Source organism: Actinomarinicola tropica, assembly GCF_009650215.1.
GTDB lineage: Bacteria > Actinomycetota > Acidimicrobiia > Acidimicrobiales > SKKL01 > Actinomarinicola > Actinomarinicola tropica.
In genome coordinates this window covers 2,561,642-2,574,160 of sequence record NZ_CP045851.1, presented here as the reverse complement: position 1 = coordinate 2,574,160, position 12,519 = coordinate 2,561,642, and the positions used below count along the sequence as shown (strand labels likewise).

The 12,519-nt window shown below is 72.9% G+C and carries 10 protein-coding genes; 7 read left to right on the top strand and 3 right to left on the bottom strand.

Annotation, left to right across the window (positions count from 1 at the left end; all coding sequences use genetic code 11):
• The first annotated feature begins 11 nt into the window (after window positions 1-11).
• The gene (locus GH723_RS12640) at window positions 12-239 is read left to right on the top strand and encodes a lipopolysaccharide assembly protein LapA domain-containing protein (RefSeq protein ID WP_153759983.1); all 228 of its coding nucleotides are present in this window, start codon (window positions 12-14) and stop codon (window positions 237-239) included.
• Between the two features lie 12 nt (window positions 240-251).
• On the opposite strand, the gene bfr is transcribed toward GH723_RS12640, so the two are convergent.
• Window positions 252-722 carry a bacterioferritin gene (gene bfr / locus GH723_RS12635; protein WP_153759982.1) on the bottom strand — a complete coding sequence of 157 codons (471 nt, stop codon included), beginning with the start codon at window positions 720-722 and terminating at the stop codon, window positions 252-254.
• Between the two features lie 31 nt (window positions 723-753).
• Complete coding sequence (locus GH723_RS12630; protein ID WP_229022815.1) at window positions 754-1,017, bottom strand: (2Fe-2S)-binding protein; 264 nt, start codon at window positions 1,015-1,017, stop codon at window positions 754-756.
• Between the two features lie 286 nt (window positions 1,018-1,303).
• On the opposite strand from GH723_RS12630, the gene lpdA reads away from it, so the two are divergent.
• From lpdA to lipA, 3 genes are read left to right on the top strand one after another with little or no spacing between them, the layout of a single operon-like run.
• On the top strand, window positions 1,304-2,740 hold the full coding sequence (gene lpdA / locus GH723_RS12625; protein ID WP_153759981.1) for a dihydrolipoyl dehydrogenase: 1,437 nt from the start codon (window positions 1,304-1,306) through the stop codon (window positions 2,738-2,740).
• Window positions 2,741-2,778: 38 nt separating this feature from the next.
• Window positions 2,779-4,212: a dihydrolipoamide acetyltransferase family protein gene (locus GH723_RS12620; protein WP_153759980.1), complete on the top strand. Its 1,434-nt coding sequence runs from the start codon at window positions 2,779-2,781 to the stop codon at window positions 4,210-4,212.
• On the top strand, window positions 4,212-5,885 hold the full coding sequence (gene lipA / locus GH723_RS12615; RefSeq protein WP_153759979.1) for a lipoyl synthase: 1,674 nt from the start codon (window positions 4,212-4,214) through the stop codon (window positions 5,883-5,885). Before GH723_RS12620 ends, lipA begins: the two co-directional genes overlap by 1 nt.
• On the opposite strand, the gene GH723_RS12610 is transcribed toward lipA, so the two are convergent.
• On the bottom strand, window positions 5,870-8,521 hold the full coding sequence (locus GH723_RS12610; RefSeq protein ID WP_153759978.1) for a putative bifunctional diguanylate cyclase/phosphodiesterase: 2,652 nt from the start codon (window positions 8,519-8,521) through the stop codon (window positions 5,870-5,872). The genes lipA and GH723_RS12610 overlap by 16 nt on opposite strands.
• A 130-nt stretch (window positions 8,522-8,651) precedes the next feature.
• Here GH723_RS12610 and GH723_RS12605 point away from each other — a divergent pair, with 130 nt between their 5' ends.
• From GH723_RS12605 to GH723_RS12595, 3 genes are all read left to right on the top strand, one after another.
• Window positions 8,652-9,782: a M24 family metallopeptidase gene (locus GH723_RS12605; RefSeq protein WP_153759977.1), complete on the top strand. Its 1,131-nt coding sequence runs from the start codon at window positions 8,652-8,654 to the stop codon at window positions 9,780-9,782.
• Between the two features lie 9 nt (window positions 9,783-9,791).
• The gene (locus GH723_RS12600; RefSeq protein WP_153759976.1) at window positions 9,792-10,646 is read left to right on the top strand and encodes a hypothetical protein; all 855 of its coding nucleotides are present in this window, start codon (window positions 9,792-9,794) and stop codon (window positions 10,644-10,646) included.
• A 275-nt stretch (window positions 10,647-10,921) separates the two neighbouring features.
• Window positions 10,922-12,448: a sugar transferase gene (locus GH723_RS12595; protein ID WP_195210281.1), complete on the top strand. Its 1,527-nt coding sequence runs from the start codon at window positions 10,922-10,924 to the stop codon at window positions 12,446-12,448.
• Window positions 12,449-12,519 lie beyond the last annotated feature (71 nt).

Below are 12,519 nucleotides of genomic sequence, written 5' to 3'. Positions count from 1 at the left end.
GAGGGGTCCCGATGTCGGAAGAGCGGAGCCGATCGGTCAGCCCGACGGTGGTCATCGGAGCGATCCTGGCGATCGCCCTCGCGGTGTTCGTCTTCCAGAACTCCCACGAGGTGCCCGTCGAGGTGTTCTTCTGGGAGTTCGAGGGTCCGCTGTGGCTGGTCCTGCTCGTGACGATCCTCGTGGCGCTGGTGATGATCGAGCTGATCGGCAGCCTCTGGCGGGCACGTCGGCGGCGCTGAGGCCGCCGACGCTCACTCGTAGAGCTGCTGGGCGAGGTAGTTCGCCTCGCCGATGGCCTCGATCGCCGCGAGCTGCGTCTCGAGCCAGTCGACGTGCTCCTCCTCGTCGACGAGGATCGTCTCGAACAGCTCGCGGCTGCCGTTGTCACCCTTGGCCACGGCCGCCTCGACGCAGCGGTTGAGGCGCGCCACCGCCTCGTACTCGACCTCGAGGTCGAGGCGGATCTGCTCGGGCACGGACTCGCCGACGCGCAGGCTCCACAGGCGCTGGAGGTTGGGGACGCCCTCGAGGTAGAGGATCCGCTCGATGACGCGCTCGGCGTGGCGCATCTCGTCGATCGACTCGTCGCGGGTGTGGTGGGCGATCCGGGGGTAGCCCCAGTTCTGCTGCATCTTGGCGTGGATGAAGTACTGGTTGACCGCGGTGAGCTCGGCGGTCAGCACCTCGTTGAGCAGCTCGATGATCTCGGCGTCGCCCTGCATGTCGGCCTCCGTGGTCGGTGTCGGCGGTGCCCTACCGACGTGCAGCCTCGCGCACCGGGCGCGCGGGTGACGGCCGGACCTCGACGACGACCTCGTCGACGAAGGCCTCCTCGACCGCCGCGGCGGCGTCGAGCAACCGGGCGAGCGTCTCGTGGCACCCGCCGCAGCCCGTGCCGGCTCGACACGCCCGGCCCACGGCCGCGACGTCGCCGGCGCCGCCGGCGATGGCGTCGAGCACGGTGGCGTCGTTGACGGCGTGGCAGTGGCAGACGATCACGGGCGTGGAGCGCTCCATGGCGAGGGCGTGCGGCGGTAGGACACCCTAACCTCAGCTGCGAGGAGCGCGCAATGCTCGGCGGGCACGTTGCTGCACGCCGGTCCGGCGGGAGTCGCGGCGCGCCGTAACCTGGCGGGGTGAGCACCCGTCGACTCATCCTCGCCGCCCTGCTGTGCGGCATGGCCATCCTCGTGGCCTTCACGGTCCAGGTGCTCCTCGCCACCTGAGGTCGTCGCGAGCCTCGCTGACCAGGGCGAAGGGCGTCGGGGCCGACGATAGAGTCGACCGGGAACGACATCTGGAGGTGGTCCCGACGGCCGAGAACCCTGCACCTGCGAGCACCGACACGCACTTCGACGTGGTCGTGATCGGTGGAGGCCCGGGCGGGTACGCCTCGGCCCTCTACGGCGCCTCGGCTGGCCTCAACGTGGCCATGATCGAGCGGCAGCGCATCGGCGGCACCTGCCTCCACGTCGGCTGCATCCCCGCGAAGGAGCTCCTCGAGACCGCCGCGGTCCACCGCACGGTCAGCCACGCCAAGGAGTTCGGCGTCCTGGCCGACGCTCCCGGCCTCGACTTCGGCGTCACCCAGGACCGCAAGCAAGGGGTCATCGACCAGCTCGTCGACGGCCTCAAGGGCCTGCTGAAGGGGCGCAAGGTCACGGTCCTCGACGGCACGGGCCGCCTCGACGCCGACCACCGCACCGTCCACGTCAGTGGGGGAGAGTCGGGCGACGTCTCGATCACCGGCGACGCCGTCATCCTCGCCGCCGGCTCCGCGGTCCGCACCATCCCGGGCTTCGACGTCGACGGCACCCTCGTCGTCACCTCCGACGAGCTCCTCTCGCTCCGGGAGCTGCCCGAGCGGGCCGTCGTCATCGGCGGTGGCGCCATCGGCTGCGAGTTCGCGTCGATGATGTCCGACCTCGGCACGGAGGTCACCATCCTCGAGGCCCTGCCGAAGATCCTCCCCGGGGTCGACAAGGACGCCGCCCAGATCGTCGAGCGCTCGTTCAAGAAGCGCGGCATCACCGTGGAGACCGGCGTCCAGGTCACGGGTCACACGCCGGGCGAGCGGGGCACCACCGTCCACGTCGACGGCGGCGAGGACATCGAGACCGACATGGTCGTCGTGTCCGTCGGCCGCCGGCCGTTCACCGACCTCCTCGGCCTCGACCAGACCGGCGTCTCCGTCGACGACCGCGGCTTCATCGAGGTCGACGAGAACTGCCGCACCTCGGTCGACGGCGTGTGGGCCGTCGGCGACATCGTCCCCACCGCCCAGCTCGCGCACATCGGCTTCGCGGAGGGCATGGTGGCCATCCGCGACATCCTCGGCGAGGACCCCCAGCCCGTCGACTACGCCCGCCTGCCCTGGTGCATCTACTGCCACCCCGAGGTCGCCTTCGCCGGCTACAGCGAGGAGGCCGCCAAGGAGGCCGGCTACGACGTCGTCGTCTCCAAGCACCGCTACATCGGCAACGGCCGGGCCAAGATCATCGGCGACACCGACGGCCTCGTGAAGGTCATCGCCGAGAAGGGCCCCGACGGCGAGGCCGGGCGCATCCTCGGGGTGCACATGGTCGGCCCGTGGGTCACCGAGCAGCTCGGACAGGCGTACATGGCGGTCAACTGGGAGGCCACGGTGGCCGAGGCCGCGGCGTTCATCCAGCCCCACCCGACGCTGAGCGAGAACCTGGGCGAGACGCTGATGGCGCTCACCGGCCGCTCGCTGCACTGACACCCGCCCCCCCGAACACCGGAAGGAACCCCAATCCCATGGCCGAGGTCACGATGCCCCAGCTCGGTGAGACCGTCACCGAGGGCACGATCACGAAGTGGTTCAAGCAGGTGGGCGAGCAGGTGGCGGAGGACGAGGTCCTCTTCGAGGTGTCGACCGACAAGGTCGACTCCGAGGTGCCCTCGCCCGCCGCCGGCGTCCTCACCGAGATCCGCGTGCCGGAGGGGGAGACCGTCGACGTGGGCACGGTGCTCGCCGTCCTCGGCGACGCCGCCGACGCCCCGGCCGAGGGTGGGGACACCTCCGGGGAGTCCGAGGCCCCCGAGGCGCCCGCCGAGCCGCCGGCCGCGGAGGCCGAGGCACCCCCCGCGGAGGCACCGTCGAGCGAGCAGCCCGCGCCCCCGGCGCCCGCGCCCGACCCGGCGGTCGAGTCGGCCGAGGGCACCGCCCCGGCACCTCAGGGCCCGTCGTTGGCCCGGACGCCGCCCCCCGCCTCCGACGAGGGCAGCGGCCTGCTGCTGTCGCCCGTCGTGCGCCGCCTGGTGGCCGAGCACGGGCTGGACCCGACCCAGATCCAGGGCACGGGCCCCGGCGGGCGGATCACCCGCACCGACGTGCAGAAGGCCATCGAGTCGGGCGGCACGTCGGCGCCCGCACCCGCAGCCGCGCCGTCCGCCCCCGCCCCCGCACCGGCGGCGGCTCCGGCCCCGGCTCCCGCCCGTCGGGCGCCGGCTCCCGCCCCCACGCCCCGGGCGGGGGAGCGCGACACCGTGGTGCCGCTCAACAACATCCGGCGTCGCACCGGCGAGCACATGGTGATGTCCAAGCAGGTCTCGCCGCACGTGCTCACCGCGGTCGAGGTCGACTTCGAGGCCGTCGAGCGGGTGCGTCGCACCCACGGCCCGGCATGGAAGGAGGAGGAGGGCTTCTCGCTCACCTACCTGCCGTTCATCGCCCGGGCCCTCGTCGACGCGATCCGCGACTTCCCTCACCTCAACGCGTCGGTCGGCGACGGCGAGCTGGTCGTGCACTCCGAGGTCAACCTGTCGATCGCCGTCGACATCGACTTCGAGGGCCTGCTCGCCCCGGTGGTGCGGGAGACCGACACCAAGCGGCTCCGGGCCATCGCCCGGGAGGTCGTCGACCTCGCCCGACGGGCCCGCTCCAAGCAGCTGTCGCCCGACGAGCTCGCCGGCGGCACGATCACGATCACCAACCCGGGCCAGTACGGCACGTTCATGCAGTTCCCGGTCATCAACCAGCCCCAGGTCGCCATCCTCTCCACCGACGGCATCCGCCGGAAGCCGGTCGTCGTCACCGACGAGCACGGGTCGGAGTCGATCGCGATCCACTCGGTCGGCATCCTCGCCCTGGCGTGGGACCACCGGGCCTTCGACGGGGCCTACGTCGCGGCGTTCCTCGACCGGCTCCGCGAGAACATCGAGACCCGCGACTGGGAGGCCGAGCTCTAGTGCTCCGGGTCCGCTGGCTGGGGCGGACCGCCTACCGGGACGCGCACGCCCTCCAGCGGGCGCTGTTCGCGCGGTCCTCGGACGACCACCTCCTGCTGCTCGAGCACCCCCACGTCTACACGCTCGGCGTCCGGGCCGACCGCAGCAACGTGCTGGTCGACCCGGCGTCCGTGGGAGCGGAGGTCGTCGAGGTCGACCGTGGTGGCGACGTCACCTACCACGGCCCGGGCCAGCTGGTCGGCTACCCGATCCTCACCGTCCCCGGCGTGCGCGGCGGCGGCATGGCCGACACCGCCGCCTACGTCCACGGCGTCGAGCAGCTCGTCATCGACACCCTCACCGCACTGGGTCTCGCCGACGTCGGCCGCCTTCGTGAGTACCCCGGCGTCTGGGTCGCGCCGGGGTCCGACCGCCCGCGCAAGATCGCGGCCATCGGCGTCCGGCTCAGTCGGGGCCGCTCGATGCATGGCTTCGCCATCAACGTCGCGCCCGACATGGGCATGTTCGATCACATCGTCCCGTGCGGGATCTCCGACAAGGAGGTCACCTCGCTCGCGGCCGAGGGCATCGACGTCGACATGCGGACGGTGGTCGACACCCTCGTCCCCCTCGCGGTCGAGCGGTGGGGGCACGGCCCCGGCTCGTGGGAGCGCGCCGACGTCGTCTGGCGCGAGCGTCCCGAGGACCTCGCCCCGTTCAGCCGGGGCGAGGCCGCCCCGGAGGCCGCAGCGGCCGAGACGTCGGTGCGGCTGCGTGGCCGCCTCGCCGAGGCCGGGGTCACCCAGGCGGTGTCCCTCCGCGAGCGCAAGCCCGAGTGGATGCGGGCCAAGGTCACCCCGAGCCCCGGCTACAACCGGCTGCGCTCCACGATGCGCGAGCTCGACCTCGTCACCGTGTGCGAGGAGGCCGGCTGCCCGAACATCTACGAGTGCTGGTCCGACGGCACGGCCACGTTCATGATCAACGGCGAGCGCTGCACCCGCGCCTGCGGGTTCTGCCTGGTCGACACCCGCAAGCCGGCGCCGCCCGACCCCGACGAGCCCGAGCGCGTCGCCGACGCCGTCGCCCGCATGGGCCTCGACTACGCGGTCGTCACCACGGTCGCCCGCGACGACCTCGATGACGGCGGCGCCGGGCAGTTCGCCGCCACCATCGCGGCGATCCGTCGCCGCCGACCCGGCACGACGATCGAGGTGCTCATCTCGGACTGCAAGGGCGACCCGGCGTCGCTGGCCACGATCTTCGATGCCGGCCCGGACGTGCTCAACCACAACGTCGAGACCGTCCCGCGCCTGCAGCGCGTCGCCCGCCCGTCGGCCTCCTACGCCCGCAGCCTCGCGGTGCTGTCACGGGCGAAGGACGCGGGCCTCACCACCAAGTCGGGCCTGGTCCTCGGCATGGGCGAGACCACCGAGGAGGTCCACGCCACCCTCGCCGACCTGGCGGCGATCGGGGTCGACGTCGTCACCGCCGGCCAGTACCTGCGGCCGACCGCGGCGCACCTGCCCGTCGCCCGGTGGTGGGCCCCCGAGGAGCTCGACGACCTCGCGGCCGTCGGCCGCCAGCTCGGCCTCGCCCACGTCGAGGCGGCACCTCTCACCCGGTCGAGCCACCACGCCAAGGTCGCGGCAGCTGCGGCGGGTCTACAGGTGGCGCCTCAGCGCACGGGCTGAGCGACCACCCGCGTCTCGCTCCCGCCCACGTCGGCGATGGGGTGGGGGCGGGAGAAGTGGAAGCCCTGGAGGGCGTCGACGCCGAGGAGGAGCAGCTCGCGCGCGTCGGTCGCCGTCTCGACGCCCTCGGCGACGACCTCGAGGCCGAACAGGTGGCCGAGCTCGACGATCATGCGGATGAGCGTCCGCTCGTCGTCGTGGCGCAGGTTGGCCACGAAGGAGCGGTCGATCTTCAAGATGTCGACCGGCAGGGCGCGCAGGTGGGCGAGCGACGTGTAGCCGGTGCCGAAGTCGTCGATCGCGATGCGGACGCCGACCTCGCGGAGCGCGCTGAGGTGCGTGGCGGCGCTGGCGAGGTCGTCGAGCAGGGCGGTCTCGGTGACCTCCACCGTGAGGCGTCGCGGGTCGACGCCGTGGCGCCGGAGCGGCTCCAGCACGTGCTCGACGAGCTGCGGGTGGGCGAGGTGGCGGCCCGAGACGTTGACCGAGAGCGGCACGGCCGAGGCGGGGTGCTCGGCGCTCCACCGGGCCAGGTTGTCGACGGCGTTGCGGAGGACCCACCGGTCGAGGGCGACGATGAGGTCGCTCGCCTCGGCGACCGGGATGAACTCGTCGGGCGGGACGAGGCCCCGCCCGGGGTCGATCCACCGCACGAGTGCCTCGAACGCCGCCAGCTCCTCGGTCCTGGCGTCGACGATGTGCTGCACGTAGAGGACGAGGTGGTCCTCCTCGATGGCACGCGCCAGGCCGCGCTCGACGGCGCTGCGCGAGGCGAGCCCGGTGCGGAGCGCGTCGTCGCAGAAGCGGGTCCGGCCGCCGCCGGAGCGCTTGGCCTCGACGACCGCGGCGTCGGCCTCGCGGATGAGGCTGTCGGGATCGCTCGAGCCCCCGTCGGTCGTGATGCCGATCGTGGCGCTCACCCCGATCGTCCGGCCACCCTGACGGATCGGCTCCTCGATCTCGCGGAGGAGGCGAGCGGCGAGCTGGGCTGCCTCGTCCTCGTGGCCGATCGGCTCGGCGACCACGATGAACTCGTCGGCGCCGAGGCGGCCGACGACGTCGCTCTGGCGCACGGTGTCGGAGAGACGTTGGGCGACCTGGACGAGCACCCGGTCGCCGGCGCCGTGCCCGTGGAGCTCGTTGACCTGCTTGAAGCCGTCGAGGTCGACGAAGAGCACCGCGAGGTGGTCGCCGGTCCGCTGGGCGCGCCCGAGGGCGCGCTTGAGGTGGGCGAGCGAGGCGGTGCGGTTGGGGAGGCCCGTGAGCGGATCGTGGGCGGCCTCGTGGGCGAGCCGGCGGCGGAAGTCCTCACGTTCGTTGAGCGACGTGGTCAGGTGCGCGACGGCGTCGCGCAGCGACTGGCCGAGCGCGCCGGGCGCCGACAGCTCGAGGATGGGGTCGTCGAGGTCGCCCTGGGCCAGGGCCAGCGCCTGGCGCTCGGCGAGGTGGAGCTGAGCGACGGCTTCGTTCATCGCCCGTGCCGTGCCGCGCAGCTCCTGCGGGCCGGTCTCGGCGACGTGGTGGTCGAGGCTGCCCTCCCGCATGGCCTCGGCGGCCGCGGACAGCCGGCGGAGCGGGACGACGATGGCCCGGCCGGCGACGACCACGCCGGCGATGGCGAGGCACGACACGATCGCCACGAACGCCAGCGCGTTGCGTCGCGCCGCCGCGGCATCGGCGTCCAGCTCCGCGGCCAGACCTTCGACGTCGGTCGCCGCGGCGTCCACGAGGCGCATGTGCGTACCGGTCGCCGAGTGGGCGCTGAGGAAGCTGTCGGCGAGCGTGGTGGCGTCGCCGACCACGATCTCCGGGCTGAGCGCGGACGTCTGCCCGGCGCCGCTCTCGACGGTGGTGTCGACCGCGGCGCGCACCTCCCGCAGGAACTGGGCCACGTCGGGATCCTCGTCCATCTCGGCGAGCACGTCGGCGGCACGGCTTCCGGCCGTCACCGTGCCGGACAGCTGCCGGCGCGTGGCGCGGTAGCGGTCGTCCCGCGCGACGAGCTGGCGGAGGGCCTCGACCGATCCGGAGTTCGAGTCGAAGCGGAGCGCGAAGAAGGCACCGAGCTGCGTGGCGGCGTCGTCGCGCATGTCGGCCGCGAGGCGCAGCGTGCGGACGCCGCGGGAGAGGTCGGGGGCGCTGGGGAGGTCGACGAGACGCGCCGTCGCCTGCTCCCGATGGGCTCGCACCCGGTCGGTGACGAGCTCGTAGGCGTCCTCGAGCTCGGTGGCGACCGGATCGTCGATGGATCGCGCCGACTGGAGCATCGGGGCGAGGTCGGCGAAGCGGGAGCGATCGACGAGCGCGTCGACGCGGGCCGCCGACTCGTCGACCGCGCTCCACGGATCCAACCCGACGAGGTCGACGACCAGCTGGCGGGGGATGCCGATGTCCTCGAGCGCCACCGTCGCGTAGGACCAGTACTTCTCCTCGGCGACGGCGCTGTCGATCTGGAGGGCCGAGGTCAGGTCCTCGATGGCACCGGTCAGCGAGGACACGTCCTCCTGGTAGCTGCCCACCTGGCGCACCTGCTGGTACGCGAGCGCCGCGACGCCGGCCAGCGGCATGGCGGCGATCGCGAGCAGGATCACCCCCACCCGGGGGTGCCAGCGCCTCATCTCGACGGTCTGACCCACGGTGGCGCCATCGGCGCTCCCCCGATCGACGTGAGGCTCCAGGCCGGAAAGGGGCCGAATGGGCCGGTCTCATCGGTCACACCCCACCCGGGCGGCGGGCCGGGTCGCGCCGTGTCGGTACCCTGGGACGATGGCCGACGACCACGACCGCACGTTCGCCGCCCGGCTCGATCGCGTCCGGGCGTCCATGCGCGACCGGGGCATCGACGTGACCCTCCTGTCGGTCGGCGCCGACCTGCCGTGGCTCACCGGGTACCGCGCCATGCCCCTCGAGCGGCTCACCATGCTGGTCGTCCCCGTCGACGCCGACGCCACGATGTTCGTCCCCCGCCTCGAGGTGCCGCGCGTCGTCGAGCGCCCGGACGTCTTCACCGTGGTCGGGTGGGACGAGACCACCGACCCTGTCCGCCTCGTCGCCGAGGCGGTCGGTGCGGCGAGGGAGGTCGCCATCGGCGACCAGACCTGGGCCCGCTTCCTCGTCGACCTGCTGGCGGTCCTGCCCGGGGTGCGGTGGCGGCGGGCCAACGACGTCGTCGGCCCCCTGCGCGCCGTGAAGGACGCCGCCGAGGTGGCCAGCCTCCGCGAGGCGGCGGCTGCGGTCGACCGCATCGCCGCCGAGCTGCAGTCCGGTGGGATCCCGCTGATCGGGCGCACCGAGGCCGACGTCTCCGCCGAGCTGTCCCGGCGCATCGTGGCCGAGGGGCACGAGCGCACGAACTTCGCGATCGTCGCGGCGGGGGAGCACGCCGCGAGCCCGCACCACCACCCCGGCGACCGGGTCATCCAGCCGGGTGAGGTCGTGCTGTGCGACTTCGGCGGCACGTTCCCCCTGGCCGGCTCGGGCGTCGGCTACTGCTCGGACATCACGCGCTGCGTCTACACGGGCGAGCCGCCGGCCGAGTTCGCCGAGCTCTACGGCGTGCTCCAGGACGCCCAGCAGCGCGCCGTCGTCGCCGCCACGGTGGGTCGGCCGGCCGAGGAGGTCGACGCGGTGGCCCGCGAGCGCATCGCCGAGGGCGGGTTCGACGGGCTCTTCATCCACCGCCTCGGCCACGGCATCGGCACCGAGGAGCACGAGGAGCCGTACCTGGTCGAGGGCAACCGGGAGCCGCTCGTCGCCGGCAACGCCTTCTCCATCGAACCCGGCATCTACGTCGCCGGTCGGTGGGGAGCCCGCATCGAGGACATCGTCGTGGCCACCACCGAGGGGCCGCTGGCGCTCAACGAGGCCGACCACGGCCTCGCCGTCGTCGATGCCTGACGTCGCCCCGTGACCCTCGACGCCGCCACCGTCTGCCTCCAGTGGGCGACCGGTGGGCTCTTCTTCCTGTGGCTCACGACGCGCCGCCGTGAGGTCGGCCTCGGCTACGGGTGGCTGCTGCGCGGCACCTACGGGCTGATGGCGCTGCTGGCCGCGTGGCTGGGCTGGCGCTACGGCGAGGACGCACCGGTGCGCGACGTGGCGTCGCTCGGTGTCGTCGCCGCAGCCAGTGTCGCCCTCGCGGTGTCGGTCGCGCGACGCCGGGCCGGTGTCGCCGGTCAACGGCAGCTCGCCGAGCGCCGGAGCGAGCGGGTGGCGGCCATGACCGGCATCGACCGGGCGGTGGCGGAGAAGGACGACGAGGCCGCCGAGTTCCCCCCGGTGCTCGATCTCGTCGCGCCGGCGATCGGTCTCGTCGGCCTCGTCGCCGGCGGGGTCGCGGCGGGCGAGCCCGTCGCGCTGTCGATCGCACGGATCGTGGTGGGTGCGGCGTTCCTCGGTGCGGTGTCCGACGCGATGCTGCTCGGCCACTGGTACCTCGTGCAGCCGGGGCTGGCTCGTGGCCCGCTGCTCGAGCTGGTGCGGTGGACGGGCGCGATCTGGCCGTTCCACCTCGCAGCGATGCTGTGGCCGACCGGCATGGCGTCGGTGCTGTCCGGCGAGATCGACGACGGCTACGGCGGGCTCCTCGGCTGGTTCTGGGTGGCCTGCACGGTCACGACGATCGTCCTCGTCGGCGTCACCCGTGCGGCGCTCCGCGAGCGGCAGTACTCGGCGGTGATGGCAGCGACCGGGCTGCTCTACCTGGCCATCCTCACCGCGTTCGGGATGGACCTGGTCGCCCGTGCCGTCCTCGCGCCCTGAGCGCGTATCACCGACCGCGCTCAGCGCTCGTGTTGCGTCGAGGGGCTGCGCAGGTCAGGGGGTCCTGACCTCACTGCGTGACCTCGACGGGCCACTCTGTGTGTGGTGAGGAGCGCGCGGTGCCACAAGATGAGCCATTCGACCTACCGATTCGTCACTCTTTGCGGTTTCCAGATCACATCAGACGGAGTATGGTCACGCAGAGAAGTCGACAGCGGGCGCGCGACGAACGGGCACCGCGGTCTGGCTCCCCCATCGGACCAGCGGAGACCTCCATGCCTTCGAGCGCATCCTCCATCGACACGGTGAGTGAGGGCGAGGCGATCTCGACCGCCCTCGTCGCCGACCGCCTGCGGCACCTCCAGCCCCTCGACGCCGACGACTCCGCGGTCCGCGCGGTGCGTCGGACGCGCGAGATCAACCTCAGCAAGGTCGCCGTCGCGATGAGCGACACGCTCGCCTTCGTGCTCGCGATGGGCGTCGCGTGGGTGCTCACCCAGATCCGGGTCCAGGGGGACCCCGTCAGCTTCGCCGAGTACGCCCTCGTGGCGGTGCTCGCCACACCCGTCCTCGTCGCTGCCCTCGCCAGCCGGCGGCTCTACCAGGCCCGCTTCGTCACCCGCCGCTCCGACGAGTTCCGCCGCCTCGCCGACGGCCTGCTCCTCACCGTCGTCGGCATGGTCATGATCGCCTTCCTCCTGAAGGTGCCGGTCAGCCGTACCTGGGTCGTCGTGGCGCTCGTCATCTCGATCCCCGCGCTGTGGTTCGAGCGCGAGGTCGTGCGCCAGTTCTTCCGCCGCCGCCGGGTGACCGGCCGGTCGACGCGCCGGGTCGTCGTCGTCGGCAACAACGGTGAGGCCGCCGCCGTCGTCGCCATGCTCGAGGCCGACCGGAGCCTCGGCTACGAGGTCCTGGCGGTCGTCGACGGCGAGGTCCACGGCGCTCCGGAGGACCCGAGCCAGCCGCTCGACCTCGTCGCCCGTACCGTCAACGCCGTGCGGGAGAACAGCGCCACCGGCGTCGTCGTCACCGCGACGGCCATGGACCTGCGGACCTCGAACCGGCTGATCCGGGTCCTCACCCACGCCGGCCTCCACGTCGAGCTCACCTCGGCCCTCTCCGACGTCGAGACCAGCCGGATCAGCGTCCGCCCGCTCGGCCGCTACCCGGTCCTCTACATCGAGCCGGTGCTGCCCTACGGCTGGCGCCCGATCGCCAAGCGGTGCTTCGACGTCGTGGTCGCCTCGACCGCGCTCGTCCTCCTCGCCGTCCCCATGGCCGTGGTCGCCGCGCTGGTGAAGATCACCTCGCCGGGTCCGGTGCTGTTCCGGCAGCGGCGGCTGGGTCGCGGCGGCGAGTTCTTCGAAGTGCTCAAGTTCCGCTCGATGGTCCCCGACGCCGAGGCGCGGCTCATCGACCTGCGGGAGAGCAACGAGGCGGACGGGCCGCTGTTCAAGATGACCGACGACCCGCGGGTCACCCGGATCGGTCGGTTCATCCGCCGCACCTCCATCGACGAGCTGCCCCAGCTCTGGAACGTCATCCGGGGCGAGATGAGCCTGGTCGGGCCGCGACCGGCGCTGGCGAACGAGGCGCAGGACTGGTCGCCGGAGCTGTTCAACCGGCTGCGGGTCCGCCCCGGAATCACCGGCATGTGGCAGGTCTCGGGCCGCAGCGACACCGGCTTCGACGAGTACACGCGGCTCGACCTCTACTACGTCGACAACTGGTCGCTGCTCGTCGACATCGGCATCGTGCTCCGCACGATCCCGAGCGTGCTCGCCGCCCGCGGCGCCCGCTGATCCAGCCATCTTCGGCTCGCCCTCGCGGGCGCTGCGCCTCTGCTCGCCCTAGCGGGCGCTCACCCTCTGCT